General features: G+C 65.1%; 25 protein-coding genes, 1 pseudogene and 2 riboswitches. Of the genes and pseudogenes, 9 read left to right on the top strand and 17 right to left on the bottom strand.

Translation table 11 applies throughout. The features are described 5' to 3' along the window. Positions 1-96: 96 nt before the first annotated feature. The 4 genes from pcaQ to H3221_RS07880 all read right to left on the bottom strand — a co-directional run bounded on the left by pcaQ (position 97) and on the right by H3221_RS07880 (position 3,585). A complete protein-coding gene (gene pcaQ, locus H3221_RS07865) occupies positions 97-1,029 on the bottom strand; it encodes a pca operon transcription factor PcaQ (protein ID WP_196473385.1) in 933 nt (310 codons plus the stop codon). A gap of 148 nt (positions 1,030-1,177) precedes the next feature. Further along, positions 1,178-2,107 carry a catechol 1,2-dioxygenase gene (gene catA / locus H3221_RS07870; protein WP_196473384.1) on the bottom strand — a complete coding sequence of 310 codons (930 nt, stop codon included), beginning with the start codon at positions 2,105-2,107 and terminating at the stop codon, positions 1,178-1,180. 40 nt (positions 2,108-2,147) lie between these two features. Next, complete coding sequence (catC, locus tag H3221_RS07875) at positions 2,148-2,438, bottom strand: muconolactone Delta-isomerase (protein WP_196473383.1); 291 nt, start codon at positions 2,436-2,438, stop codon at positions 2,148-2,150. 25 nt (positions 2,439-2,463) lie between these two features. Next, positions 2,464-3,585, bottom strand: coding sequence for a muconate cycloisomerase family protein (locus H3221_RS07880; RefSeq protein WP_196473629.1), 1,122 nt, complete (start codon positions 3,583-3,585; stop codon positions 2,464-2,466). Positions 3,586-3,711: 126 nt separating this feature from the next. On the opposite strand from H3221_RS07880, the pseudogene H3221_RS07885 reads away from it, so the two are divergent. From H3221_RS07885 to H3221_RS07915, 7 genes and pseudogenes are all read left to right on the top strand, one after another. Continuing rightward, positions 3,712-4,566 (top strand): annotated as a pseudogene (locus H3221_RS07885) (LysR family transcriptional regulator); the annotation flags it as partial. A gap of 407 nt (positions 4,567-4,973) precedes the next feature. After that, positions 4,974-5,741, top strand: coding sequence for a sulfite exporter TauE/SafE family protein (locus tag H3221_RS07890; RefSeq protein ID WP_196473382.1), 768 nt, complete (start codon positions 4,974-4,976; stop codon positions 5,739-5,741). Positions 5,742-6,031: 290 nt separating this feature from the next. Beyond that, complete coding sequence (locus H3221_RS07895) at positions 6,032-6,274, top strand: exodeoxyribonuclease VII small subunit (RefSeq protein WP_024309614.1); 243 nt, start codon at positions 6,032-6,034, stop codon at positions 6,272-6,274. Next, positions 6,271-7,158, top strand: coding sequence for a polyprenyl synthetase family protein (locus H3221_RS07900; RefSeq protein WP_196473381.1), 888 nt, complete (start codon positions 6,271-6,273; stop codon positions 7,156-7,158). The genes H3221_RS07895 and H3221_RS07900 overlap by 4 nt, the downstream gene beginning before the upstream one ends. Positions 7,159-7,300: 142 nt before the next feature. Then, complete coding sequence (locus H3221_RS07905) at positions 7,301-10,573, top strand: acetyl-CoA carboxylase family protein (protein ID WP_196473380.1); 3,273 nt, start codon at positions 7,301-7,303, stop codon at positions 10,571-10,573. 104 nt (positions 10,574-10,677) lie between these two features. Next, on the top strand, positions 10,678-12,567 hold the full coding sequence (gene dxs, locus H3221_RS07910; protein WP_196473379.1) for a 1-deoxy-D-xylulose-5-phosphate synthase: 1,890 nt from the start codon (positions 10,678-10,680) through the stop codon (positions 12,565-12,567). Between the two features lie 78 nt (positions 12,568-12,645). Beyond that, positions 12,646-12,838: riboswitch (cobalamin riboswitch) on the top strand. 87 nt (positions 12,839-12,925) lie between these two features. Further along, a complete protein-coding gene (locus tag H3221_RS07915; protein ID WP_196473378.1) occupies positions 12,926-14,773 on the top strand; it encodes a TonB-dependent receptor domain-containing protein in 1,848 nt (615 codons plus the stop codon). Positions 14,774-14,838: 65 nt separating this feature from the next. Here the strand turns inward: H3221_RS07915 and H3221_RS07920 are convergent, their stop codons facing one another. From H3221_RS07920 to nrdR, 13 genes are all read right to left on the bottom strand, one after another. After that, the gene (locus H3221_RS07920; protein WP_196473377.1) at positions 14,839-15,633 is read right to left on the bottom strand and encodes a cobalamin-binding protein; all 795 of its coding nucleotides are present in this window, start codon (positions 15,631-15,633) and stop codon (positions 14,839-14,841) included. After that, positions 15,633-16,046 carry an MFS transporter gene (locus H3221_RS07925; RefSeq protein ID WP_160016999.1) on the bottom strand — a complete coding sequence of 138 codons (414 nt, stop codon included), beginning with the start codon at positions 16,044-16,046 and terminating at the stop codon, positions 15,633-15,635. Before H3221_RS07925 ends, H3221_RS07920 begins: the two co-directional genes overlap by 1 nt. Then, positions 16,043-16,663: a GTP cyclohydrolase II gene (gene ribA / locus H3221_RS07930; RefSeq protein WP_017675575.1), complete on the bottom strand. Its 621-nt coding sequence runs from the start codon at positions 16,661-16,663 to the stop codon at positions 16,043-16,045. Before ribA ends, H3221_RS07925 begins: the two co-directional genes overlap by 4 nt. Positions 16,664-16,774: 111 nt before the next feature. After that, complete coding sequence (locus H3221_RS07935; RefSeq protein WP_196473376.1) at positions 16,775-17,419, bottom strand: retropepsin-like aspartic protease family protein; 645 nt, start codon at positions 17,417-17,419, stop codon at positions 16,775-16,777. 18 nt (positions 17,420-17,437) lie between these two features. Then, complete coding sequence (locus H3221_RS07940) at positions 17,438-18,172, bottom strand: substrate-binding periplasmic protein (RefSeq protein ID WP_196473375.1); 735 nt, start codon at positions 18,170-18,172, stop codon at positions 17,438-17,440. A 9-nt stretch (positions 18,173-18,181) separates the two neighbouring features. Next, on the bottom strand, positions 18,182-18,709 hold the full coding sequence (locus H3221_RS07945; RefSeq protein WP_143509410.1) for a phosphatidylglycerophosphatase A family protein: 528 nt from the start codon (positions 18,707-18,709) through the stop codon (positions 18,182-18,184). A 15-nt stretch (positions 18,710-18,724) separates the two neighbouring features. Next, on the bottom strand, positions 18,725-19,678 hold the full coding sequence (thiL, locus tag H3221_RS07950; protein ID WP_196473374.1) for a thiamine-phosphate kinase: 954 nt from the start codon (positions 19,676-19,678) through the stop codon (positions 18,725-18,727). After that, the gene (gene nusB, locus H3221_RS07955) at positions 19,675-20,154 is read right to left on the bottom strand and encodes a transcription antitermination factor NusB (RefSeq protein ID WP_160016993.1); all 480 of its coding nucleotides are present in this window, start codon (positions 20,152-20,154) and stop codon (positions 19,675-19,677) included. The genes thiL and nusB overlap by 4 nt, the downstream gene beginning before the upstream one ends. After that, positions 20,151-20,627: a 6,7-dimethyl-8-ribityllumazine synthase gene (gene ribH, locus H3221_RS07960; RefSeq protein WP_003243999.1), complete on the bottom strand. Its 477-nt coding sequence runs from the start codon at positions 20,625-20,627 to the stop codon at positions 20,151-20,153. The genes nusB and ribH overlap by 4 nt, the downstream gene beginning before the upstream one ends. Positions 20,628-20,840: 213 nt before the next feature. Beyond that, a complete protein-coding gene (gene ribBA, locus H3221_RS07965) occupies positions 20,841-21,920 on the bottom strand; it encodes a bifunctional 3,4-dihydroxy-2-butanone-4-phosphate synthase/GTP cyclohydrolase II (RefSeq protein ID WP_160016992.1) in 1,080 nt (359 codons plus the stop codon). 12 nt (positions 21,921-21,932) lie between these two features. Further along, positions 21,933-22,595, bottom strand: coding sequence for a riboflavin synthase (locus H3221_RS07970; RefSeq protein WP_196473373.1), 663 nt, complete (start codon positions 22,593-22,595; stop codon positions 21,933-21,935). A gap of 126 nt (positions 22,596-22,721) precedes the next feature. Next, positions 22,722-22,876: riboswitch (FMN riboswitch) on the bottom strand. A gap of 340 nt (positions 22,877-23,216) precedes the next feature. Continuing rightward, entirely contained in the window at positions 23,217-24,332 is a 1,116-nt protein-coding gene (gene ribD, locus H3221_RS07975) for a bifunctional diaminohydroxyphosphoribosylaminopyrimidine deaminase/5-amino-6-(5-phosphoribosylamino)uracil reductase RibD (RefSeq protein ID WP_196473372.1), read from the bottom strand. Further along, positions 24,329-24,796, bottom strand: coding sequence for a transcriptional regulator NrdR (gene nrdR / locus H3221_RS07980; RefSeq protein WP_003243991.1), 468 nt, complete (start codon positions 24,794-24,796; stop codon positions 24,329-24,331). The genes ribD and nrdR overlap by 4 nt, the downstream gene beginning before the upstream one ends. 100 nt (positions 24,797-24,896) lie before the next feature. Here nrdR and H3221_RS07985 point away from each other — a divergent pair, with 100 nt between their 5' ends. Next, a complete protein-coding gene (locus H3221_RS07985) occupies positions 24,897-25,334 on the top strand; it encodes a hypothetical protein (RefSeq protein WP_196473371.1) in 438 nt (145 codons plus the stop codon). Further along, complete coding sequence (locus H3221_RS07990) at positions 25,331-25,990, top strand: class I SAM-dependent methyltransferase (RefSeq protein WP_196473370.1); 660 nt, start codon at positions 25,331-25,333, stop codon at positions 25,988-25,990. Before H3221_RS07985 ends, H3221_RS07990 begins: the two co-directional genes overlap by 4 nt. Positions 25,991-26,089: the final 99 nt, after the last annotated feature.

Genomic DNA, 26,089 nt, shown 5'->3' on the forward strand with positions numbered 1-26,089 from the left:
ATTGTGGAGTCGACCTGGGATCAGGCTGAAGCACAGTTTCCGACAAAGCAGACGCGGGGAATATTGAAAAGACGCCGCCAAACCATAACCATATGGTTATACAAACAACCCTTCACGATAGGCTTCGGCCACCTCACGCAGCGCCGCGCAGAACTGCTCGGCAGCCAGCGGCAGGGCCAGCGCGCTGTTGCGACAGATGCCCACCGAGCCGCCTGGTTCCTGTACGCCCAGCTGCAGCTCGACCAGCTCGCCACGCTGCACGTCCAGGCACACCGCGTCCTGCGGCGCCACCCACAGCGCATCGCCGGACAGCACGTAGCGCCGACTCAACGCCGGCGACAGGGTCTCCAGGCGCTGCCGCGACGGCGTCACCCCGCACTGCACGAACAGGCTGTCGGCGTGCTTGCGGATGGTGGTGCCCGCCGTCGGCAACACCAGCGGGTAATCGCCGAGCCGCCCCAGTGTGGCGGCGCCTGCGGTCAGCAGCGGGTGACCGGGGCGCACCACCAGGCTCATCGACTCGCTGTACAGATGCTCGAAGGTCAGGCCCTGGATGTCCGGGCTGTCGGTCATGCGTCCGACCACCAGGTCCAGCTCGCCAACGCGTAACTGACCGAGCAGGTAGGCACCCGGCCCGGTGGCCACGCTGACCACCAACGCCGAGTGACGTTGATGTAGGCGTCGCACCACCTCGGGAATCAGCAGGCTCTCTACAGTAGAAAGCACACCGACTCGCACCTGGCCGGCCTCGTGCTCACCCTCGCGAAGACTGTTCACCCCATCGCGCAGCGCCTGCACGCAAGGGCCGGCGTAACGCATGAAGGCCACGCCAGCAGCGGTCAGACTCACCCCGTTCCTGCCCCGCTCGAACAGGCTGGCCTCGAGGATCTCCTCCAGTTCCTTGAGCGTCTTGGAAATCGCCGGCTGGCTGACCGCCAGGGCATCGGCCGCCTTGGCGAAGCTGCGCTGACGAGCGATTTCGAGAAAGCACAGCAGGTGGCGGAACTTGATACGGGTGTCGATGTTCATCGGGAGCACCAAAGGCGGATACCTGCGATGATGCCGCAAAGCCCGCCAGGCTCCCAGTCCGATTCCTCGCCCCGTCCCTAGGGTGAGACGGAATAAAAAAAGCCGGCACGAAGGCCGGCTATTAATCGGGGTGGTTGGCGATCCGGTCTTACTGCAAGGCACGGGGGCGCGCGTTGCGCTGTTCGGCATCCGGTACGGGTGCACTCTGCAGCTGGAAGTCGAATTTCACTTCAGCGAAGCGATTGCCCTGAAAGCCACGGTCGCGTGCAGCGGCTTCACCCTCGACGAAGGTCACGTCGCCGATCAGGCCTTCACGGGTGGCGTAGGCGAAGTCGTCCCACAGGTACTCGTCGCCCGCCAGGTTGATCTGCGTGGTCAGGTGACGATAGCCAGGCGCGGAGATGAAGAAGTGGATGTGCGCTGGGCGGTTGCCGTGGCGACCAAGCTGGTTGAGCAGCTCCTGCGTGGTGCCTTCGGGTGGGCAGCCGTAACCGGACGGCACGATACTGCGCGCGCGGTAGCGGCCATCGGCATCGGTGACGATACGTCGACGCAGGTTGTAATCGCTCTGGCTCGAATCGAAGTAGGAATAGGTCCCCTTGGTATTGGCATGCCAGACATCGACGATGGCGCCAGCAACCGGCTTGCCGTGGCTATCGACCACGCGGCCATGCAGGTACATCGGCGTACCCGGGTCGGTGCCGTCGTCCATCCGTGCTTCGCCTTCGGTCATCGGCGCACCGGCCACGTACAGCGGGCCTTCGATGGTGCGCGGGGTGCCGCCAGTGAGGCCGGCCGCCTCGTCCTTGGCATCGAGCAGCAGATCCAGGTAGTGCTCCAGCCCCAGACCGGCGACCAACAGGCCGGCTTCGCTGCGAGCACCCATGCGGTTGAGATAGTCCACCGCCGTCCAGAACTCTTCGGTGGTGACCTCCATGTCCTCGATGATGCGGATGCTGTCGTGCAGGATGCGATTGATCAGCGCCTTCATACGCGGGCTGCCTTGATCGTTGGTCAGGCCGCTGACTTCCTTGAAGAAGTTCTGGACGCTTTCGGTATGCGACAGTTTGATGCTCATGATTATTTCCTCATCTTGTTTTTATCGACTGGAAGATTGATCAGCGATCGTCCTGGTGGATCGAAGACGGGTGACGACACAGGCCGTTCACCTCGATCTCCATGTAGGGAAACAGCGGCAACTGCATGAGGGTATCGTGCAGTTCCTCGACGCTGGCCAGGTCGAAGACGCTGTAGTTGGCATAGTGGCCGGCGATGCGCCACAGGTGGCGCCATTTGCCCTCGCGCTGCAGGCGCTGCGCCAGTTCTTTCTCGTCGGCCTTGAGCTTGGCCGCCTTAGCGGGGTCCATGTCGACCGGCAACTTCACGGTCATCTTCACGTGGAACAGCATGAGAGCTCTCCTCCTTCACGCAGGGTCAGGAACGGCGGAAGCGCGCCAGGCGCTCCTCGTCGAGGGTCAGGCCAATGCCGGGCAGGCGCGGCACGTGCAGGTGGAAGTCGCGGTACAGCGGCGCCTCGGTGACGATGTCTTCGGTCAGCAACAGCGGGCCGAACAGTTCGGTATCCCAGGCCAGCTTGTTCAGGGTGATGAAGGCATGGGCCGAAGCCAGGGTGCCGACGCTGCCCTCGAGCATGGTGCCGCCGTACAGGCCGATGCCGGCTGCCTCGGCGATGCTGGCAGTACGCAACACGGCGCGCGGACCACCGTTCTTGGCGATCTTCAGGGCGAACACCGGAGCAGCACCGTCACGTGCAAGGTTGAAGGCGTCCTCCACGCATTCGATGGATTCGTCGGCCATGATTGGCGCCGGGCTGGACTGATTCAGGCGCACCTGGCCACCGCGGTTGTGACGCGAGATCGGCTGCTCGATCAGGTCGATGCCGTTGTCGCCGAGTATGCGGCAGGCACGCAGGGCCACCGCCTCGTCCCAGGCCTGGTTGACGTCGACACGCACGCTGGCGCGCTCACCGAGGGCCTGTTTGATGGCGATGACGTGAGCCAGGTCCTTGCTCACCTCACCGGCGCCGATCTTCAGTTTGAAGATGCGGTGGCGACGAGCTTCGAGCATCTGTTCGCCTTCAGCGATGTCCTTGCGGGTGTCGCCGCTGGCCAGGGTCCAGGCCACTTCCAGGCTGTCGCGCACGCGGCCGCCGAGGATCTCGCTGACTGGCAGGCCGAGACGCTTGCCCTGGGCATCGAGCAGCGCGGTTTCCACGGCCGAGCGGGCGAAGGTGTTGCCCTTCACCACGCGGTCGATGCGCTGCATGCAGGCGTTGATATTGCTGGCGTCCTGGCCGATCAAGAGCGGCGCGAAATGACGATCCAGATTGACCTTGATGCTGTCCGGGCTCTCGTTGCCATAGGACAGGCCACCGATGGTGGTGGCCTCACCGATGCCCTCGATACCGTCGGCGCAGCGCAGGCGCAGGATCACCAGGGTCTGGTTCTGCATGGTGTGCATCGCCAGCTTGTGCGGGCGGATGGTCGGCAGGTCAACGATGATCGCTTCGAGCGACTCGATCGCGGCGTGGCTCATTTCAATACCCATCAGGTTGCTCATATCTATGGACTGATATTGATCCTGCCTTTTGAGAGGTTCCAATATTGATTTTGTCTGCAACAATACCCTGAAGGTATCGTCAACCTCAGAGGACAGTCGCCCATGGAGCTTCGCCACCTGCGCTATTTCCAGGCGCTCGCCGAAACCCTCAACTTCACCCGCGCCGCCGAGCGCCTGCACATCGCCCAGCCACCACTGAGCCGGCAAATCCAGCAGCTAGAGGACGAACTCGGTGTGGCCCTGCTCGAACGCGGCCGGCCGCTGCGCCTGACCGAAGCCGGGCGCTTCTTCCACGAGCACTCCAATGCCCTGCTCGAGCAACTGGCCAAGGTCTGCGATAGCACCCGGCGCATCGGTTCGGGCGAGAAGGCCTGGCTCGGTATCGGCTTCGCCCCGTCCACCCTCTACGGCGTGCTGCCGGAACTGATTCGCCGTCTGCGCAGTGACGCCGGCCTGGAACTGGGGCTGTCGGAAATGACCACGCTGCAACAGGTGGAAGCACTCAAGACTGGGCGTATCGACGTCGGCTTTGGCCGTATCCACATCGACGATGCGGCCATCTCGCAGCAGGTGCTGAGGCTCGATCCCCTGGTCGCCGCGCTGCCCGCCGGGCATCCGCTGCTGCCGGGACCGGTGAGCCTGGCCGAGCTGGCCCGCGAGCCGTTCGTGCTGTACCCGGGCAACCCGCGCCCGAGCTACGCCGACCATGTGCTGACGCTGTTTGCCACCCATGGCCTGCAGATTCGCGTGGCGCAGTGGACTAACGAGCTGCAGACAGCCATCGGCCTGGTCGCCGCCGGCATCGGCATCACCCTGGTACCGGCCTCGGTGCAGGTACTGCACCGCGCCGACATCGACTACGCGCCGCTGCAGGATGCGCAAGCCACCTCGCCGATCATCATCAGCCGGCGTATCGGCGACGCCTCGCCGGCGCTCGATCACTGCCTGACTCTGGTCGACGAGCTGTCGCGCGCCAGAGCCGACGGCACAGCAAAAGAAGAAGCCCGCGGAGAGGGAAGAGAGTCGAAAACTCGCAGTCCTTGCAACTGCTCGTGATTGCCGAGTATCAGGGGTAAGCAAGGAAAAACGTGAAGCTCTCCACCGTCATGACAGTTGCACCACTGCCATGACCCGTGGCGCTGGCGTCAGAGTGAAGGGGATATCCTTGCATGCGCCCATGCATTGCATATTGACCATGCCTCATGGTCGCCTCGCTGACTACAGTCCTGCCAGGCCCTGCTCGAATCACCGGACTGCTCTTCGACGAAGAACAGCATGGGCGACGATACGCCCTGAGCCAATGGTCGGGCTGGCTGAGTAATACCTCAGGTCTTATGCTGCACCTTTTCGTGCGAGCCTGCCTGATGACTCTGTTCGATCTGCTGCTGTTGGCCCTCGCCGGTTTCGCCGCTGGGGGCATGAATGCCCTGGCCGGCGGCGGCACCTTTTTCTCCTTCCCGGCCCTGCTCGCCGCCGGCCTGCCGCCGGTGACGGCCAATGCCACCAACGCCGTGGCGCTGTGGCCGGCCAGCCTGGCCGGCGCCTGGGCTGCACGTGCCTCGCTGCGCCCACTGGGCCGTTACCTGATTCCGCTGCTGCTGGCCGGCCTGGCTGGCGGCCTGCTCGGTGGCCTGTTGCTGCTGGCCGGCGGCGATGACGTGTTCCGCGTGCTGATTCCCTGGCTGTTGCTGGCGGCCACTGCTCTGTTCGCTGCCAGCCCCTGGCTGGGCCGTGCGCTGGCGGCACGACGCAAGGCAGCCGAGCATCCACCGCACACGCCGTTGTCGCTGAGTGCACACATTGGCGTATCGATCTACGGGGGCTATTTCGGCGCCGGCATGGGTATCCTGCAGCTGGCTGCGTTTTCCATCGAAGGTCACCCGCTGGCCCGCGCCAACGCACTGAAAAACCTGATCTCGGCAGTGATCTACAGCATCGCCACGCTGACCTTCGTCATCGCCGGCCGAGTCAGCTGGTACGAGCTGGCGATCCTGCTCACCGGCGCCACCCTGGGTGGTTATGCCGGCGGCGCACTGGGCGAAAAACTGCCACCGGCACTGCTGCGCAGCTTCGTCATCCTGGTCGGCAGCGCGATGACGCTGTACTACTTCTGGAGCACCTATCTGGGATAGACCGTGGGATGCGCCATGCGCACCAAAAACCGCATCCGAGGTAGAGCCGATGTGCACGACGCACCCTACCGGGGACATCGTGGTACAAGCCATTGCCGCCGCAGCGTGCTCGGGCCGTAGGGTGCGCCGTGCGCACCAGGGTTCCACGACGGTGCGCGCGGCGCACTCTACTCAGATCCCAATCCCGGACTGCGCCCTCGGCCAGCACACCTGCTGCCCCGCTGATTTGCCCGAGCAGCAAGCCTCTGCTAGTGTCGCGCCCGTTTATACGTTGCCCGAGACCCGCCGCCATGGCCCGCAAGAAAGCCGCCCCTGACTTCGAACACTCCCTCGCCGAACTGCAGACGCTGGTCGAGCGCATGGAGAGCGGCGAGCTGTCGCTGGAAGACTCGCTGACCGCCTTCGAACAGGGCATCGGCCTGACCCGCGAATGCCAGGCCGCCCTGGCCCAGGCCGAGCAGAAAGTGCAGATCCTGCTCGAGCGCGACGGCGAGTTGCAGCCCGCGCCCTTCGACACGGACGAGCCCGCATGATTGCGGCGTATCAGAAACGCTGCCAGACCCGCGTCGACACGGCACTGGAAACGCTGTTTCAAGCACCACGCACGGAACTCGAGCGCCTCTACCAGGCCATGCGCTACAGCGTGATGAACGGTGGCAAGCGTGTGCGCCCGCTGCTGGTCTATGCCGCTTGCGAGGCTCTCGACGGTGATCTCGAACGGGCCGATGGTGCCGCCTGTGCGGTGGAACTGATTCACGCCTACTCGCTGGTGCATGACGATCTGCCGGCGATGGACGACGACGATCTGCGTCGCGGCCAGCCGACCACCCACAAGGCCTTCGACGAAGCCAGTGCCATCCTTGCCGGCGATGGTCTGCAAAGCCTGGCCTTTGAAGTGCTCGCCGACCGCCGGCGCAATCCGCAGGATGCCGAGACGCGACTGCAGATGATCGAATTGCTGAGCCAGGCTGCTGGCCCGGCCGGCATGGTCGGCGGCCAGGCCATCGACCTCGGCTCGGTCGGCCAGAGGCTCGACCAGCAGGCGCTGGAAGTGATGCACCGGCACAAGACTGGCGCGCTGATCGAGGCCAGCGTGGCGCTCGGCGCCCTGGCCAGTGGCAACACCGACGAGCTCGCGCACAAGGCCCTGCGGCAATACGCCCGCGCCATCGGCCTGGCCTTCCAGGTGCAGGACGACATCCTCGACGTGGAGAGCGACACCGCCACCCTGGGCAAGACCCAGGGCAAGGACGAAGCCCACGACAAACCCACTTACCCTGCACTGCTCGGCCTCGACGCGGCCAAGGACTATGCCCTGGAGCTGCGCGACCAGGCCCTGCACGTGCTGCGCCCGTTCGACAACAGCGCCGAACCGCTGCGCGAGCTGGCGCGCTACATCGTCGAACGACGCAGCTAGAATCTGACCGGTGCGCACGGCGCCCCCTACGACCGCGTCATCATTGCCATCTATGGCCGCATGATCGCCACATGAGGCTTGCTTTACCCCTCTCTCCGACCGCCTAAGATGGCTCCATAACGACAAGACGTCTGGAGCCGCCATGCCCTTCCCCGCCCTGCTGATCGCCAACCGCGGCGAGATCGCCATTCGCATCACCCAGGCCTGTGCCGATCTCGGCATCCGCAGTGTCGCGGTGTATGCCGAAGATGACGGTGCCTGCCTGCACACACGCAAGGCGGATCTGGCAGTGCCGCTCGCAGGGCGAGGCGTGGCCGCGTATCTGGACATGGACCAGCTGATCGCCATTGCCCGCGAGCAGGGCTGCACCGCCGTCCATCCCGGCTATGGCTTTCTCGCCGAGAACGCCGAGTTCGCCCGTCGCTGCCAGGCAGCCGGGTTGACCTTCATTGGCCCTTCGCCAGAAACCCTGCAGTTGTTCGGCGACAAGGCCGCCGCCCGCGACCTGGCCGAACGCTGTTCGGTGCCGCTGGTGCCCGGCATCAACCAGGCGGTGACGCTGGAGCAGGCCGCAGACTTTCTCGCCGAGCACGGCAGCGTGATGCTCAAGGCCCTGGCCGGTGGCGGCGGACGCGGCATGCGAGCGGTGGACGATGCCGCGCAACTGGCCGAGGCTTTCGCCCGCTGCACCTCAGAGGCCCAGGGGGCCTTCGGCAGCGGCGCACTGTACGTGGAGAAGCGCGTGCGCCGCGTCCGGCATATCGAAGTGCAGGTGCTCGGCGACGGCAGCGGCGCGGTCAGCCACCTGTGGGAACGCGACTGCAGCCTGCAGCGCCGCCACCAGAAGCTGGTAGAGATTGCACCCAGTCCGGATCTGGATGTGCCCACCCGTGACGCGATCATCACCAGCGCACTGCGCCTGGCGGCCGAGGTGCAGTATCGCGGCATCGGAACCTTCGAGTTCCTGCTCGACCTCGACCAGCCGGGGCACTTCTACTTCATGGAAGCCAACCCGCGCGTGCAGGTGGAGCACACCGTTACCGAGCAGGTCACCGGTGTCGACCTGCTACACACGCAATTGCACCTGGCCGCCGGTAAAAGCCTGTACGAGCTGGGCCTGCTCACTCCGGCCGCGCCGAAAGGCTGTGCCGTGCAGCTGCGCCTGAACCTGGAAACCCTGCTCGCCGACGGTACCGCGCGCCCGGCTGCCGGTGTGCTCGCCGCCTACCAACCGCCCTGTGGCCCCGGCCTGCGTGTGGATGGTTGTGGCTATGCTGGCTACGCCGTCAGCCCGGCCTACGACTCGCTGGTGGCCAAGCTGATCGCCAGCGCCGGCGACTACCCCGGCGCTCTGCGCCGTGCCTACCGGGCACTGTGCGAGTTCCGCATCGAAGGCGTGGCGAGCAACCTGCACCTGCTGCAGAACCTGCTGCAGCGCGACGAGGTGATCGCCAACCGAGTCGATACCACCTACGTCGAGCGTCACTTGGGCAAGCTGCTCGCCGCCCGCGAACAGGCGCATCCACACCATTACTTCGCCGGCGACGCATCTGCACAAAGCGCCAAGGATACTGTCGACGCCCCGCCCGGCACCCTGGCGCTGAACGCGCCCAGCGCCGGCGTGCTGGTCAGCCTGACGGTGGCCGAGGGCGATGCCATAGCCGCCGGCCAGCCCATCGCCGTGCTGGAAGCGATGAAAATGGAGTTCGAGGTCAAGGCCGAGCACAGCGGCATCGTCCGCGCGCTGACCGTGGCGCCGGGTGACGCCATCGGCGAAGGCCAGGCGCTGCTGTTCGTTGAGCCAGCCGAGGTGGACGGCCTCGACGCCTACGGTGAGCAGGCGGTTGACCTGGCGCATATCCGGGCCGATCTGGCCGAGGTGCTGGAACGCCACGCGCGCCTGACCGACGCGCGCCGCCCCGAAGCCGTGGCCAAGCGGCGCAAGACCGGCCAGCGCACTGTCCGGGAGAACCTCGCGGACCTGCTCGATGAAGGCAGCCTTATCGAATACGGCGCCATGGCCCTGGCCGCCCAGCGCCGTCGGCGCTCGCCCGAGGAACTGCAGGAGCTGAGTCCGGCCGATGGCCTGGTCGCCGTTATCGGCACGGTATGCGCTGCGCAGTTCGGCGCCGAGGCCGCGCGCTGCATGGCCATCGCCTACGACTACACGGTATTCGCCGGCACCCAGGGCGTGATGAACCACAAGAAGACCGACCGCATGCTGGCCCTGGCCGAACAATGGCGCCTGCCCGTGGTGCTGTTCGCCGAAGGCGGCGGCGGGCGGCCGGGCGATACCGATTTCGTCGGCGTGGCCGGGCTGGATTGCCACACCTTCGTCGCGATGGCCAAGCTCTCCGGCCTGGTACCGACGGTGGGTGTCGTCTCCGGTCGCTGCTTCGCCGGCAACGCGGCGCTGCTCGGCTGCTGCGACGTGATCATTGCCACCCGTAACGCCAGCATTGGCATGGCCGGCCCAGCGATGATCGAAGGTGGCGGCCTCGGCAGCTTCAAACCCGAGCAGGTCGGCCCGACCAGTGTTCAGGGCCCAAATGGCGTGATCGACGTGCTGGTCGAAGACGAGGCCGCAGCGGTCGCCATAGCCAAGCAGTACCTGGGTTATTTCCAGGGCCCGCTCAGCGACTGGCAGTGCAGCGATACCCTCGAACTGCGCCAGGTGATCCCGGAGAATCGCCTGCGCGTATACGACATGCGCAAGGTGATCGAACTGCTGGCCGATCACCGCAGCGTGCTGGAGCTGCGCCGTCAGTTCGCACCCGGCCTGATCACCGCGCTGATCCGCATCGAGGGCAAGCCCTTCGGCCTGATCGCCAATAACCCCGCACACCTGGGCGGTGCCATCGATGCGGTGGCCGGCGACAAGGCTGCACGCTTTTTGCAGCTGTGCGAGGCACACGATTTGCCCATCGTTTCACTGTGCGATACCCCCGGTTTCATGGTCGGCCCGGAGGCAGAGAAGCAGGCCACGGTGCGTCACGTCTCGCGTCTGTTCGTCACCGCCGCCAGCCTCACGGTGCCCTTCTTTACCCTGGTGCTGCGCAAGGGCTATGGCCTCGGTGCCCAGGCCATGGCTGCCGGCAGCTTCCATTCGCCGCTGTTCACCGCCGCCTGGCCCAGTGGCGAATTCGGCGCCATGGGCCTCGAAGGCGCGGTGCGCCTGGGCTTCGCCAAGGAGCTGGCGGCCCAATCGGACGACGTCGCACGCCAGGCGCTGTTCGACAAACTGGTGGCCAAGGCCTACGAAAACGGCAAGGCGCTGAACATGGCCAGTTATCTTGAGATCGACGCCGTGATCGACCCGGCTGACAGCCGCGCCTGGCTGTTGCGCGGGCTGGCAGCCACACCGCGCCAGGTGCGGCGCGAGCGTCGCAAGCGGCCGTTCGTCGATACCTGGTAGGGGCCCCGTGCGAGGAGGCTGGCTTGTCGCACGGGGCGTGAAGCTTGCAGCCACCTTTTTCGGGTAAACTGCCGCATCTTTTTACACCTATAACGATTCGCCTGATGCCGACCACTTTCCACGAGATCCCCCGCGAGCGCCCGCTGACGCCGCTGCTGGACAGCGCCAACACGCCGGACGAGCTGCGCCGCCTGGCCGAAGCGGACCTGGAAACCCTCGCCGACGAACTGCGCCAGTACCTGCTCTACAGCGTCGGCCAGAGCGGCGGGCACTTCGGTGCCGGCCTAGGCGTGATCGAACTGACCATCGCCCTGCACTATGTCTTCGACACCCCCGATGACCGCCTGGTGTGGGACGTCGGCCATCAGGCCTACCCACACAAGATTCTCACCGGCCGTCGCGAGCGCATGGGCACGCTGCGCCAGAAGGATGGCCTGGCCGCCTTCCCGCGCCGCAGCGAGAGCGAGTACGACACCTTCGGTGTCGGCCACTCCAGCACCAGCATCAGCGCCGCCCTGGGCATGGCCATCGCCGCCCGTCTGAAGGGCGAGAAGCGCAAGAGCGTGGCGGTGATCGGCGACGGCGCGCTGACCGCCGGCATGGCCTTCGAGGCGCTGAACCACGCCACCGACGTCGGCGCCAACATGCTGGTGATCCTCAACGACAACGACATGTCGATCTCCAAGAACGTCGGCGGCCTGTCCAACTACCTGGCCAAGATCATCTCCAGCCGCACCTACGCCAGCATGCGTGAAGGCAGCAAGAAGATCCTCTCGCGCCTGCCCGGTGCCTGGGAAATCGCGCGCAAGGTCGAGGAACACGCCAAGGGCATGCTGGTGCCCGGCACCCTGTTCGAGGAACTGGGCTGGAACTACGTCGGCCCCATCGACGGCCACGATTTGCCCACCCTGCTCGCCACCCTGCGTAACATGCGCGACCTCGACGGCCCGCAGTTCCTCCATGTGGTGACCAAGAAAGGCAAGGGTTTCGCCCCGGCCGAGGTCGACCCCATCGGCTACCACGCCATTACCAAGCTCGAACCCGTCACCCCCAGCGCGGCCCCCAAAAAGCCGGCTGGCCCGAAATACTCCAACGTGTTCGGCCAGTGGCTGTGCGACATGGCTGCGGCAGACAACCGTCTGGTCGGCATCACCCCGGCGATGAAGGAAGGTTCCGATCTGGTGGCCTTCAGCGAGCGCTTCCCCCAGCGCTACTTCGACGTGGCGATTGCCGAGCAGCACGCCGTGACCCTCGCGGCCGGCATGGCCTGTGAAGGCGCCAAGCCGGTGGTGGCGATCTATTCCACCTTCCTCCAGCGTGCCTATGACCAACTGATCCACGACGTTGCCGTGCAGCACCTCGACGTGCTGTTCGCCATCGACCGCGCCGGCTTGGTCGGCGAAGACGGTCCGACCCACGCCGGCAGCTTCGACCTGTCCTACCTGCGCTGCATTCCCGGCATGCTGGTGATGACTCCGAGCGACGAAAACGAGTTGCGCCGCATGCTCACCACCGGCCACCTGTTCGACGGCCCGGCCGCCGTGCGCTACCCGCGCGGCACCGGCCCCAACGCAGCGCTCGATGCAGGCCTGGAGCCGCTGGAAATCGGCAAGGCGGTCGTGCGCCGCTGGGGCAAGGGCGTCGCCCTGCTGGCCTTCGGCGTGCAACTGGCCGAAGCCCTGCGCGTGGGTGAAACGCTGGATGCCACTGTAGTCGACATGCGCTTCGTAAAACCCCTGGACGAAACCCTGCTACGCGAACTGGCAGGCAACCATGAGCTGCTGGTGACCCTCGAGGAAAACAGCATCATGGGCGGCGCCGGCAGCGCGGTCAGCGAATTCTTCGCTGCAGAAAATCGCCAGGTACCGGTGCTGCACCTGGGCCTGCCGGACTACTACGTCGAGCACGCCAAGCCCAGCCAGATGCTCGCCGAATGCGGTCTCGACGACGCGGGTATCGAACGCGCGGTACGCGAGCGCCTGAGCCTGCTCTAGGCCTGAGCATGAAGCCCGCTCATCGCTGAATGAGCGCGGCTTGCTTGTCATTCATACTCGCGCGCACTAAGGTGCGCGCCATTCATGTTCCGCCAGGGTGTGCTGCGCAAGCGGCGTTAAACGGGAAGTCGGTGCGATGCCGACGCTGCCCCCGCAACGGTAATCGACAGCAAGCGCTGAGCTTGCGCCGCGTCCAACAGCCACTGGGCCAGGCCTGGGAAGGCGGACGCGGGTCGAGAGCCCGGAGACCGGCCAAGGCGGTGCGACTGGTGTTGCGGAGGGCGACACGGTCAAGCGCTGCCCTGCCCGCGCTTGCGCCTGCCTTCCTCGAACGTCTGCCGACCGTTGAGGAAAAATAATGAAACTGTCTCGTCTGGCTCTGGCCATCAGCTTCATGCCTGCTGCCCTGCTGGCTGCCGAGCCGTATCTAAGCGAGCCTCTGGTTATCACTTCGGGCCGCCTGGCCGAGCCGCAAACGCAGGCCACAGCAGCAACCAGTGTATTTACTCGCCAGGATATCGAACGCCTGCAAGTCAGCAGCGTTGTCGAACTGCTGGAACGCGTGCCAGGCCTCAGCGTGGTCCGCACTGGCGGTGCCGGCAGCCAGACTGGCGTGTTCCTGCGTGGCACCAGCACGGCACAAACCCTGGTCCTGGTCGACGGTCAACGCATCGCGGCGGCCTCCAGCGGCACCAGCAGCCTGGAGTTTCTCGCTCCCGAACAGATCGAACGCATCGAAGTGGTCCGTGGCGCCCGTTCGGCACTCTACGGCTCCGACGCCATTGGCGGGGTGATTCAGATCTTCACTCGCCAGGGCGACGGCCCTGGCCTCAAGCCCTACGCGCGCCTGGCGGCTGGCAGCGACAGCACCTACCAGCGCAGCCTTGGCCTCTCCGGCGGTGACGAGCACACTCGCTTTCACCTCGGCGCCGCCCTGGACGAGACAGCCGGCATTGACGCGACCCGCGACGGTTTCGGCACCAATGGCGACGACGACGCCTACCGCAACCGCTCGCTCAGCCTGAATCTGTCGCACCACTTCAATGATGATCTACAGGCTGGCTTCAGCGCACTCGATCAGCGCGGACAGGTGGAATACGACGACGTCTTTACCGGCCTGCTTCCGACAACGGACTTTCAGGTCAGCAGCCTTTCCGGTTTCATCGATGGCCAGCTCAACGAGCGCTGGAACAGCCGTCTGGAAATAGGCCACAGCAAAGACCAGCGCGATAGCGGTGATGACTCGCCGGCAGCGCCAGACTATTCATTCTTTACCTACACCACCTATCGAGACGCTGTGAGCTGGGTAAATACCCTGACGCTCAGCGATAACCAGCAACTGCTGGTCGGTGCCGACTGGTACGAGGATCGCCTGCACAGCAGCGCGGCCTTCGCCGAGGACTCACGCTGGAACCGAGCGGCCTTCGTCCAGCATCGTTACACCGGCGAAACATTTTCTACCGAGCTGGGGCTTCGTCACGACGACAACCAGCAGTTCGGCAGCGAGAACACCTGGAACGCGGCATTGACCCTGCCCCTGAACAGCGCCAACGACCTGATCCTGTCCTATAGCGAAGGCTTCCGTGCGCCGACTTTCAATGACCTCTACGATCAGTGGTACGGCAACCCCGACCTGCAAGCCGAGCGCTCCGAAAGCTACGAGCTGCAATGGCGCAGCCGCTACAGCGACACAGGTTCATTGCAGGCGTCCTTGTATCGAACCGAAATCGAAGATGCCATCGTCCTGGACGAAAATTTCATTCCGCAGAACGTCCAGACTGCGCGGATCAATGGCTTCGAAGCGGCCGTGCAGCAGGAGCTGTTCGGCTGGCAGGCCAATCTCGCTCTGGCCTTGATCGACCCACGTGACCGCAACAGCGGCCATACCTTGCAGCGCCGGGCCAAACGCACGCTGAGCCTGGATGTCGACCGCCGCTTCGGCGATGTCTCACTCGGTGCTGGCTGGCGTGCGATCAGTGGTCGCTACGATGATGCCGAAAACCAGCGCGACATGAGCGGCTACGGCCTGCTCAGCCTACGCGCCGCCTGGCAGGCCAACGAGGAACTGGGCCTGAGCCTGAAGCTGGATAACCTGCTGGACAAGGATTACGCAGAAGCGACCTACAGCACACCCAATGGCCGTTTCGGCTACAACAGCGCCGGCCGCACTGCGCTCTTCGCCGTAACCTGGACGCCGCAACTCTGACCTCGGTGCGCACGGCGCCCCCTACGACCGCTGTAGGGGGCGCCGTGCGCACCAAGGGCTTCGGGCTACCGCGCCCCCGCCATCCGCTCACACAACTGCTCGATGGCCCCCAACATCTGCCGGCTAGGCCGTTCCAGGCCCTTGTCCGGTACCGCCCAGACCTGTCCCAGCCGCACTGCATGCAGCTGCGGCCAGGCCTGCCAGGCTGTGAGTTCGGCATTGCTGCCGCCAAGAATCACGTCCGGATCACGCGCCAACACCGCCTCGACGCTGACCTGCGGCGCCGGCTGCGCTAGATCGTCAAACAGGTTGCGCGCGCCGCAGACCTGCAAGGCGTCACCGATCAATTGCTCGCCACCGATGGTGTAAAGCGGTTGGTGCCAGACCTGGTAGAACACCGTCAGGGGCTGCTCGCGCCGGTAGCGCTGGCGCAGCGTATCAAGCTCAGCGCGAAATTCGGCCGCCAAGCGCTGCCCCTGCTCTGCCCGGCCCACCCGCTCGCCAATCCGCACGAAAGCTTCCCCGAGCTGCTCGAGGCGCTGCGGCTCGACGATCAGCAGGTCGATGCCAAAGCGCTGCAACTGCGCGTGCTGCGCCGATGGCACGCTGCCAGGCGCGATGAGGATCAGATCCGGCGCCAGCTGCAACAGCCGCTCGAATTCCAGCTGGCCATAACGGCCAACCGTTGGCAGATGCGCCAGCGCGGCAGGATGCTGATCACCTTCGAGCACGCCAACCAGCAAGTCGGCGGCATCCAGATCGAGCATGATTTCACTGAGCGAGGGGGCCAGGCTGATCACCCGCTCGGCGGCTGTCAGCGGCAGCGCCAGCAGGCAAAGCGCGAGCAGCAGCGTGCGCATCAGCCCAACTGGCGAGGTATGCGGTAGAGACCGTGCAACACGATGGACGACAGCGCCAGCAATACCAGCGGGATCGCCTCGAGGCCAGCCAGCACCGCCAGCGCCGCGATCCACGCCGGCAGGGCAGCGCCAAGCAGGGCGCGCAAACGCACACGATCCAGCTCCAGCCAGGCGGCGGGCTCGTCGTCGCTGTCGAGTGCTTTTTCAGTGGCGATCAGTGCGCGCTTGTAGGCGGAGAACAACGGCAGGCTGACGAACATCGCAGCCATACCGGCGATGAACAGCGGCATGGCCAGCACCGTGGGACCGCCGCCGCCAAACAGCAGGTTGAACACAAACAGGGGCGCCAGCGCCACGCCCAGCTGACGCCACCAGGCCAGCGCCAGACGGCGCTTTACCTGGCCTCGGGTCACAGGCTTTCCTCGGTCTCGCCCTGGTGCTGATTGCCCAGCATATGGCCGAGCTTGCCGGCCTTGGTGGCGAGGTAGCGCTTGTTGTAGGGGTTGTGCGCAATCTGCAGCGGAACACGATGATCCACGGCGATGCCCATGTCGCCCAGCGCCTTGACCTTGCGCGGGTTATTGGTCATCAGCTTGAGACTGTCGATACCCAGGTGCTCGAGCATCGGCAGGCAGATGGCGTAATCACGCTGGTCGGCGCCGAAACCCAGGCGCTCGTTGGCTTCCACCGTATCGGCACCGCCGTCCTGCAGCTCATAGGCGCGGATCTTGTTCAGCAGGCCAATGCCACGGCCCTCCTGACGCAGATACAGCAGCACGCCACGGCCTTCGTTGGCGATGGCCTGCAGCGCCGCCTGCAACTGCGCACCGCAGTCGCAACGCAGGCTGAACAGCGCGTCGCCGGTCAGGCATTCGGAATGCAGACGGCCAAGCACCGGGGCACCGTCGGCGACGTTGCCGAAGGTCAGGGCGACATGTTCCTTGCCGGTGGCCTCGTCGAGGAAACCGTGCATGGTGAACACACCGAAGGGGGTGGGCAGTTGGGAGGCGGCGACGAACACGACGGACACCGGATACTCCTGGCAATGAGTACGAAACAGGGCCGGCATTGTATCAGCAGCCCTCGCTGGCGGGTCAGTCAGAATTGCCGATCATCAGTATCGAAACGGTCAATGGCAATTTCAAAGCTTGGACTCGAGCACCAGCATGCCCTGCTCCTCGCGCCAGCCAACCCGGCCGAGGAAGCTCATGCCCAGCAGGGCTTCATGCGGTGCATTTCCCTCTAGCACCACAGCTTCGACGCCGAGCACCTCGAGATCGCCGACTTTGACCCGATCCAGCATCACTCGCCAGCCACGGGCCACGCCGCTGGCAGTATTGACCTGCAAAGGCCGACCACTGACCCGGTAATCGATACCCAGACGCTTGGCATGCGCATCGTTGAGCGCCACCGAGGTGGCGCCGGTATCGACCAGAAACTGCACCGTCTGGCCGTTGACCGAACCGGCTACCCAGTAATGTCCACCGATGCCCTTGGCGATGCTCAAGCGTTTCCTTACCGGCTCGGCGAAACCGGCACTGTATTCGCGACTCAGTGGATAGACGCGCTCGACGCCATCGACACGCAGCACTGCGCCCTGCTTGTCGACGCTGACTACTTCTACCCCGCCCGGACCGGTCTGTCCGATCCGCACCAGCTTGCGCTGACCATCGACATTGACCACCGCCGCGCCGGGAAACAGGCCGACCACCTGAACCTGAGAGGCCGCCCAGGAAGAACTCGCACATAGCAGCGCCAGCGCGACGAGACAGTGACGAGGTTGCATGTATGAAGGCCTCCCGGCTCAGTCGAAGGGATAGGGTTGCTGCCAGCGCTCGAAGATCGGCCGCAGCTCACCGCTGGCGATCAGCTGCGTCATACGCTGATCGAAGAGTTCGGCCAGGGCATGACCACGTGGCGTATCGGCAAAACCTAGATACAGCGGCAACTGCGTCAGATTCGTCACCCGGTATTGCTGCGGCTTGGCGGCCCGGCTCAGCACGTAGTCGACCTCGGGACGGGCATCGATATAGAAATCCGCGTGGCCCAGTTCGAGCATGCCGAGGATACCGTCGCGCCGCTGTACTTCCCGGTAGTCGCGCACATTCGGCAGATATTCCTCGTAACCGTAGCCTCGCACCCAGACCAGCCGGTACTTGCCCAAGCTGTCGAGAGTCGGCACCGGCTTGTCCTTGAGGCCAAGTGCGACGATCTGATCACGATCATAGGGGTGCTTGGGGTAGAACACCGGTCCCTCGACCTCGTCACGATAGGAACCGACCCAGGCATCGGCTTCGCCACGCTGCACCAACCCGACAGAACGGGTGTATGGCACGCTGTGAATATCCAGACGGACGCCTGCCGGCTCGAACACCTCGCGCATCACATCCCAGCCCAGACCGCTACCATCGGCTTCGGTATAGGCCTCCCAGACCTCACTGGCCAGGCGTATTTCACCTGGCAGCTCGCTCTGTGCCTGGGCACCAGACAAGGCAGAGAGCATCAGGAGCATCCCCAGCCAGACTTGCCTCATGCGCATGCGCACTCCTTAGAAACCCAGCCCGGCTCCATAATTGGCCCAGCCCCAGACCAATCCTTGCATCGCCAACCAGGCGAAGACCCCGGCAATGACATCATCGAGCATGATGCCGACACCACCATGTACGTGGCGGTCGATCCAGTGAATCGGCCAGGGTTTGACGATGTCGAACAGACGAAACATGAGAAAGCCTAGCAGCAACCAGACCCACCCCTCGGGCACCAGCCACAGGGTGATCCACATACCGACCATTTCATCCCAGACGATGCCTTCGTGGTCGTGCACGCGCAGGTCGTCGGCAACCTTGCCGCACAGCCAGAAGCCGAACAGCATGGTCACGCCGAGCATCAACCAGTAGCCCCAGTCCGGCAACATCTGCCATAGCGGTACGAACGGCAGCGCGACCAGCGAACCCCAGGTGCCGGGCGCCTTGGGCAGGGTGCCGGAGCCGAAGCCGAAGGCGATGAAGTGCCAGGGATTGCGCCACACCGAGGGCGGTACGTATTCGGCGGGAACCTGGTTGGGGTGATCGGTCACGCGCACTCCGTCCTGTCAGAAATGTTGGTAGCCGCCACGCGGCGGATCGATGGGCTGGTCGGCAGCATCCAGCAACTGTACCCCAGAGCCGGCCAGCACACGGCCGATAACCCGTACATCAGGCCAATCGGCCTGCAGGTCGGCGAGCAGGGCTGGCGGCAGGGTAAAGGCCAGGCGGTAGTCGTCGCCACCGCCCAATGCGCAGATCCGAGCCTGTTCTTCACCCGCGAAAGCGCGCAGCGCTGCAGACAGCGGAACTTGCTCCATCTCGATCTCAAGGGCGACCTGTGAGGCCTTGGCGATATGCCCGCAGTCGGCCAACAGGCCGTCGGAAATATCCAGCGCGGCCGTGGCCCGCCCGCGCAAGGCCTGGCCCAGGGCCAGTTGCGGCTGCGGTGACCAGTAACGCGCCAGCAAGGGCTCGGCGACTTCAGGAGCTGCCTCACGTTGACCCAACACCAGCGGCAACGCGCCAGCGGCGTCACCCAGCTCGCCACCGACGCAGAGCAGATCGCCGACACGGGCGCCGCTACGCAACAGCGCCTGCCCGGACGGCACGCGGCCAAACACGGTCAGCGTCAGGCTCAACGGGCCACGCGTGGTATCGCCACCGACCAGCGCCAGTGAGCAGTTCTGCGCCATCAGTTGCAGGCCGCGAGCGAACTCGGCCAGCCAGGTTTCATTGGCGCTCGGCAGGGTCAGGGCGAGGGTAAAGGCCAGCGGCGTAGCGCCCATGGCGGCCAGATCACTGGCGGAAACAGCCAGCGCGCGCTGACCGAGAAGAAAGGCATCGCAGGCTTCGGGGAAATGCACCCCGGCGACCAAGGTGTCGGTGGAAACCGCCAGCTGTTCACCGGCGGGCAACGCCAGCAGTGCGCAGTCATCACCAATACCGAGAACCACGCCGTCGCCACCCTGAGCACAACGGGCGGCGGCGAAGTAGCGACGGATCAGCTCGAACTCATTCACCGCTTGTTGGCGTTGACTTCGGCGGCACGCAGCTTGGGCGCGAGCTTGTCGAGGATGCCGTTGACGAACTTGTGTCCGTCGGTGGCACCGAACACCTTGGCCAGCTCGATACCTTCGTTGATCACCACCTTGTAGGGGACGTCGACGCGGTTCTTCAGCTCGTAGGTGGACAGGCGCAGGATGGCCAGCTCGACCGGATCAATCTCTCCCAGCGGACGATCGAGCAAGGGCGTGAAGGCCTCGTCCAGCTCGGTCTTCTGCCGCGGCACGCCGTGCAGGATCTCGTGGAAATAGGCGCCGTCGACCTTGCTGAAATCGTTGTCGACGCGGAACTGCGCTTCGATCTCGTTCAGCGGCTGCCCGGCGATGTGCCAGGAGTACAGGGCCTGCATGGCCAGGGTGCGGGCCTCACGGCGCGCGAGGATCTTGCCGCTGGGGCCTTTCTTGGCCGGCTGGCCGTTACCGGAGTTGCTCACTTGGCCTCCAACTGCGCCAGCAGGCTGACCATTTCCAGGGCAGACAGCGCAGCTTCGGCACCCTTGTTACCCGCCTTGGTGCCGGAACGTTCGATGGCTTGTTCGATGGAGTCAACAGTCAGGACGCCGAAGGCGACCGGTACGCCGTATTCCATGGAAACCTGGGCCAGGCCCTTGGTGCATTCGCCTGCGACGTACTCGAAGTGCGGAGTGCCGCCACGAATGACCGCGCCCAGGGCAATGATTGCCGCGAACTCGCCACGCTGAGCGACCTTCTGGGTAACCAGCGGAATCTCGAAGGCACCCGGCGCGCGGATGATGGTGATATCGCTCTCGCTCACGCCGTGGCGAACCAGGGCGTCGATGGCGCCACTGACCAGGCTCTCGACGACGAAGCTGTTGAAACGGCCTACCACCAGGGCGTATTTGCCCTTCGGGGCGATGAAGGTACCTTCGATGGTCTTCAGGGTCATGACGGGTCTCACATGGGTTAAAGAGCCGGAGCGGCGGTGCGCTCCGAAAATAAAATTCGTGCTCCTTGGGGAGCGTTTTTTTGCTCCCCTCCCCCTTGTGGGAGAGGGGCCGGGGGAGAGGGTTCGGCGTTGGCCACAATTCCCTCTCCCACCCTGCGGACACCCTCTCCCGGAGGGAGAGGGTCATCAGATGCGGCTCTGTCGAGCCACTTCTTATTTAGAAGGCAGGTATTCTACAACCTCAAGGTCGAAGCCGGATATCGCGTTGAACTTCATCGGCGAACTCATCAGGCGCATCTTGCGTACGCCAAGGTCGCGCAGAATCTGCGAGCCGGCGCCCACCGTGCTGTAGGTCGCCGGATTGGCCGGCTGCTGGCGGCTGATCAGCGCCAGCAACTCCGGCCCGGTCAGAGGATTGCCCAGCAGCAGCACCACGCCGCTGCCAGCCTTGGCCACTTCCGCCATCGCTGCACGCATGCTCCAGCGCCCCGGCTGGTTGACCATGAACAGGTCGCGCAGCGGGTCCATGTTGTGCACGCGCACCAGAGTCGGCTCTTCGGCGCAGATGGTGCCCAGGGTCAGCGCCATGTGCGCGGTGTTCTCCACGCCATCGCGGTAGGTCACCAGGTTGAACTGGCCCAGTTCGGTGTCCAGCGGCTGTTCGCTGATGCGCTCGACGGTGCGCTCGTGGATCAGACGGTAGTGGATCAGGTCGGCGATGGTGCCGATCTTCAGACCGTGCTCTTCGGCGAACTTCTCCAGCTCCGGGCGACGCGCCATGGTGCCGTCGTCGTTCATGATCTCGCAGATCACCCCGCTCGGTTCGAAACCGCCCATGCGCGCCAGGTCGCAGGCCGCTTCGGTGTGACCAGCACGCGCCAATACACCGCCGGGCTGAGCCATCAACGGGAAAATATGACCCGGGCTGACGATGTCCTCGGCCACGGCGTTGCGTGCCACGGCAGCCTGTACGGTGCGCGCGCGGTCGGCGGCGGAGATGCCGGTGGTCACGCCCTCGGCCGCCTCGATGGAGACGGTGAACTTGGTGCCGAAGCCGGAGCCGTTGCGCGGTGCCATCAGCGGCAGCTTGAGCAGTTCGCAGCGCTCACGGGTCATCGGCATGCAGATCAGGCCACGGGCGAAGCGGGCCATGAAGTTGATGTGCTCGGCGGTGACGCATTCGGAGGCGATGATGATGTCGCCTTCGTTCTCACGGTCCTCGTCATCCATGAGGATGACCATCTTGCCGGCGCGGATGTCTTCGATCAGTTCTTCAGCGGTATTGAGCGCCATCGGGGCGTCTCCTCAATTCTTCAGGTAGCCGTGTTCGGCGAGAAAGCTCTCGGTCAGGCCCGAGGCTTTGGATTCTGCGGCCTTGTCGCCGAGCAGCAGGCGCTCCAGATAACGCGCAAGCAGGTCGACCTCGAGGTTGACCTTACGCCCGGCCTGGTAGTCGACCATGATGGTCTCGGCCAGGGTGTGCGGCACGATGGTCAATTCGAATTCGGCGCCATCGACCGCGTTGACGGTCAGGCTGGTGCCGTCGACAGTGATCGACCCCTTGTGCGCGATGTACTTGGCCAGCTCACGCGGGGCGCGCACCGTGAACTGCACGGCACGGGCGTTTTCGGCGCGCGAGACGATTTCGCCAACGCCGTCGACGTGGCCACTGACCAGATGCCCGCCGAGGCGGCTGGTGGGCGTCAGCGCCTTTTCCAGGTTCACCGCACTGCCGGGCTTGAGATCGACGAAGGCGGTGCGCGCCAGCGTCTCGCGGCTGACGTCGGCCCAGAAGCCGTCGCCAGGCAGTTCCACAGCGGTCAGGCACACGCCGTTGACGGCGATGCTATCGCCGAGTTTGACGTCACCCAGATCAAGCTTGCCGGTGGCCACGTAGACACGCACGTCGCCCCCCTTGGGCGTCATGGCGCGAATGCTGCCGATGGCTTCGATTATGCCGGTGAACATAAGCCCTCCGGTTTCACGTTGAAGGTATTTCTGAACAGCATGGACGAACTCCTGTTTTGGTCAAAAACAGGGCAATGCCGATCGATAGGGATTTCGCGGACACGCACGAGGCGCCCGTGGAGGGAATCCCGCTCTCTCTTTATCCGGACTATACCGTCGGCCCCGGAATCACACCGGGTCTGCTGGACCTCGCACGGCAGGTGCCGTGGCGAGCGCTCGCGGGCTAGGTTCTGCGAACCATTACCGCCGGTGGGGAATTTCACCCCGCCCTGAGAACGTTGCGGTCATCTGAAATGACCGCGTGGCGTTTTACCATATTTATCGCTGCGCTGCATGGCCTGTAGGTTGCGCTGCGCGCACCAGGGTCATCCGCCAATATGCCAGGCCAGCGCCTGGTCTCGTGCAAGCTCGAATCGTTGCCACCTGACAAGGAGCATGTGGGAAAACTGCGGCAACCGCGGTGCGCACGGCGCACCCTACGAAAAGCGGTAATTTCAGTCCCGTAGGGTGCGCTGTGCGCACCGGGGCTAACCGCCTATTTGCCAGGCCAGCGCCTGCTCCCGTGCCCGTTCGAGTCGCTGCCACCAGGCAGGGAGGACTTGGAGAAAACTGCGGCGCACCCTACCTGGCCTTGGGTACTGCAGTGATCTGCCAATCGTCGCCGACGGCGCGAATATCGAGAATCTGCAGTTCCGGCGCCTCGGCCATGCGGTTGAGCGGCAGCTCGAACAGCGGCCGCGCACTGGAGCCCAGCAGCTTGGGCGCGATGAAGATCCGGTACTCGTCCACCAACCCGGCACGGGCAAAGGCGCCGGCCAGACGCGGCCCGGCCTCGACCAGTACGTCGTTGACGCCCCGGCCAGCCAGCTCCAGCAAGAGCTTGCGCAGGTCGACATGGCCATTGCTGCCCGGCACCGCGAGCAGTTCGTGGCCATCGGCCAGATAGCGATCACGCGCAACGGCGGCAGCGCAGGTGGCCACCAGCGCCGGGCCGACCTGGAAGAAGGCCTTGCTCAGCGGCACGCGCAGACGGCCATCGACCAACACCCTCAACGGCGGCCGAGAAGCCGCCATGAAAGTGGCTTCGACGCCCAGGCCCAGTTCGTCGGGACGTACAGTCAGCCGGGCATCGTCCGCCAGCACGGTGTCGGCGCCGCTGAGCACCACGCTGGACTGCGCGCGCAAGCGCTGCACCTCGGCGCGCGCCGCCGGGCCGGTGATCCACTGACTCTCACCGCTGGCCATGGCCGTGCGACCATCCAGACTCATCGCCGACTTGACCCGCACCAACGGCAACCCGCTCTCCATACGTTTGATGAAACCGGCATTGAGTGCTCGCGCCTCGGCCTCCAGCACGCCGGACAGCACGTCGATACCGGCATTGGCCAGGCGCAACAGGCCGCGACCAGCCACCTGCGGATTGGGGTCCTGCATCGCCGCGACCACCCGGCCAACACCGGCGGCGACCAGCGCATCGGCGCAGGGCGGCGTACGCCCGTGGTGGCTGCAGGGTTCCAGAGTGACGTAGGCAGTGGCCCCACGTGCCCGTTCGCCGGCCTGGCGCAGGGCGTGCACCTCGGCGTGCGGCTCACCGGCACGGGCATGCCAGCCCTCGCCGACGATCTCGCCATCACGCACGATGACGCAGCCGACCCGCGGATTGGGATGAGTGGAGTAGAGGCCTTTGCGCGCCAGCTTCAGGGCACGCGCCATGAACAAGTGATCGCGTTCGCTCATCGGCTTTTCGACGGTTCGCGGGCTAGGCGCTCGATTTCCTCGCGGAATTCGTTGAGGTCCTGGAAACGTCGGTAGACCGAGGCGAAACGGATGTACGCCACCTCGTCGAGCTTGCTCAGCTCGGTCATCACCAGCTCGCCGAGCACCAGCGACTTCACCTCGCGCTCGCCGGTGGCACGCAGTTGCTGCTTGATGCGGGCGATGGCCTCTTCCAGGCGCTCGACACTTACCGGACGCTTTTCCAGCGCACGCTGCATGCCAGCGCGCAGCTTCTCTTCATCGAAGGGCTGACGGCTGCCATCCTGTTTGATCAGGCGCGGCATCACCAGCTCGGCGGTTTCGAACGTGGTGAAACGCTCGCCGCAGGCCACGCATTCACGGCGGCGGCGGACCTGATCGCCCTCGGCGACCAGGCGGGAATCGATGACCTTGGTGTCGTTGGCGGCGCAGAAGGGACAATGCATGGCAGGCGCGGGCTAGTGGCGGCAAAGGCGTCATGGTAGCGCATAGAGGCAGCAAGACAAATTAAGCTATGGGGACGCACCTCCAAGAGCCGTACATGCCATGAACCGATACCTGCCCCTCCTGCCACTGGCCCTGAGCGGCCTGCTTGCCGCCTGCGCCAGCGAGCCCACGAACACTGCGCCGCCTATGCCAGCACCTGCACCGGTAGCACCCAGCGCTGCGCTGACGCTGGGCCCTGGCCTGCGCGGCGAGTTGCTTGGCGTCGCCGCTGGCGCCGATGTCGACCTGGCACTGTTGGGCGTGGATATGCGCGGCAGGCCACGTGCCCTGTTCGGCCAGGTTCATCTGCGTGGCAACGGCGAAGCGCTGCCGTTCCATCTGCCGCTGAACACGCAGCAGGCGCCTCAGAATCTGCGCCTGGAACTGCGCGGCCGCGTCAGTCAAGCCGGGCGGCTGGTGCAACGTCTGCCGGCGCGCAGCATCGCCGATCTGAGCGATCAGGACCTCGGCGCGCTGCATCTGGTGCCGGCGCCATGAGGCCACCCGCCCCCTTAACGCAGGCACTGAGCGAACTGCTCGGCGACGCCCGCCTGGTGGCCGAAACCCTGCCAGGTACCGATATCGCCCTGTGGCTGATCGATGCCAGCAACATGGATCGCGCTTTCAACCCCGAGGAAACCCGGCGCATCCTCGAAGAGCCGCCCTACTGGTGCTTCTGCTGGGCCAGCGGCCTGGTGCTGGCGCGCTGGCTGGCCGAGCGCCCCGAGTGGGTGCGCGGCAAACGCGTGCTGGATTTCGGCGCAGGTTCCGGTGTGGCAGCCATCGCCGCAGCCAAGGCCGGTGCCGCCGAGGTGGTAGCCTGCGACCTCGACCCCGTGGCGCTGGCCGCCTGCCGTGCCAATGCCGAACTCAATGGCGTGACGCTGAACTACTCGGCAGATTTCTTCGCCGAAGCGGATCGCTACGACCTGATCCTGGTGGCCGACGTGCTTTACGATCGTGCCAACCTTCCACTGCTCGATCACTTTTTAAGCCGCGGGCGCCAGGCGCTGGTGGCCGATTCACGGGTCAAGGACTTCCAGCATCCGCTCTACCAGCACCTGACAGTGCTGGATGGCTGCACCTGGCCGGACCTGGCCGAGCCGGCGCAATTCCGCGAAGTCAGCCTGTATCATGCGCGACGACCGACATAGCTCGGATGTAATCCGGGAGACAGGGGGCCGGCCATCCACGGATTGCATCCGGGCTACAGGCAATATCGGCGCCCCCTTGTTTCGCCAGCCACCCGCCCG

It is taken from the genome of Pseudomonas chaetocerotis, assembly GCF_015712105.2.
Classification (GTDB): Bacteria; Pseudomonadota; Gammaproteobacteria; order Pseudomonadales; family Pseudomonadaceae; genus Aquipseudomonas; species Aquipseudomonas chaetocerotis.

Coding starts and splice junctions, on each gene's coding strand:
- nrdR (WP_003243991.1), bottom strand. CDS start 24,796: ATGCATTGTCCCTTCTGCGCCGCCAACGACACCAAGGTCATCGATTCC.
- H3221_RS07990 (WP_196473370.1), top strand. CDS start 25,331: ATGAGGCCACCCGCCCCCTTAACGCAGGCACTGAGCGAACTGCTCGGC.
- dxs (WP_196473379.1), top strand. CDS start 10,678: ATGCCGACCACTTTCCACGAGATCCCCCGCGAGCGCCCGCTGACGCCG.
- ribH (WP_003243999.1), bottom strand. CDS start 20,627: ATGACCCTGAAGACCATCGAAGGTACCTTCATCGCCCCGAAGGGCAAA.
- H3221_RS07915 (WP_196473378.1), top strand. CDS start 12,926: ATGAAACTGTCTCGTCTGGCTCTGGCCATCAGCTTCATGCCTGCTGCC.
- H3221_RS07880 (WP_196473629.1), bottom strand. CDS start 3,585: ATGAGCCACGCCGCGATCGAGTCGCTCGAAGCGATCATCGTTGACCTG.
- catC (WP_196473383.1), bottom strand. CDS start 2,438: ATGCTGTTCCACGTGAAGATGACCGTGAAGTTGCCGGTCGACATGGAC.
- H3221_RS07920 (WP_196473377.1), bottom strand. CDS start 15,633: ATGCGCACGCTGCTGCTCGCGCTTTGCCTGCTGGCGCTGCCGCTGACA.
- H3221_RS07970 (WP_196473373.1), bottom strand. CDS start 22,595: ATGTTCACCGGCATAATCGAAGCCATCGGCAGCATTCGCGCCATGACG.
- pcaQ (WP_196473385.1), bottom strand. CDS start 1,029: ATGAACATCGACACCCGTATCAAGTTCCGCCACCTGCTGTGCTTTCTC.
- H3221_RS07890 (WP_196473382.1), top strand. CDS start 4,974: ATGACTCTGTTCGATCTGCTGCTGTTGGCCCTCGCCGGTTTCGCCGCT.
- catA (WP_196473384.1), bottom strand. CDS start 2,107: ATGAGCATCAAACTGTCGCATACCGAAAGCGTCCAGAACTTCTTCAAG.
- H3221_RS07895 (WP_024309614.1), top strand. CDS start 6,032: ATGGCCCGCAAGAAAGCCGCCCCTGACTTCGAACACTCCCTCGCCGAA.
- H3221_RS07940 (WP_196473375.1), bottom strand. CDS start 18,172: ATGCGCATGAGGCAAGTCTGGCTGGGGATGCTCCTGATGCTCTCTGCC.
- H3221_RS07935 (WP_196473376.1), bottom strand. CDS start 17,419: ATGCAACCTCGTCACTGTCTCGTCGCGCTGGCGCTGCTATGTGCGAGT.
- ribBA (WP_160016992.1), bottom strand. CDS start 21,920: ATGGCGCTCAATACCGCTGAAGAACTGATCGAAGACATCCGCGCCGGC.
- H3221_RS07985 (WP_196473371.1), top strand. CDS start 24,897: ATGAACCGATACCTGCCCCTCCTGCCACTGGCCCTGAGCGGCCTGCTT.
- ribD (WP_196473372.1), bottom strand. CDS start 24,332: ATGAGCGAACGCGATCACTTGTTCATGGCGCGTGCCCTGAAGCTGGCG.
- H3221_RS07900 (WP_196473381.1), top strand. CDS start 6,271: ATGATTGCGGCGTATCAGAAACGCTGCCAGACCCGCGTCGACACGGCA.
- H3221_RS07905 (WP_196473380.1), top strand. CDS start 7,301: ATGCCCTTCCCCGCCCTGCTGATCGCCAACCGCGGCGAGATCGCCATT.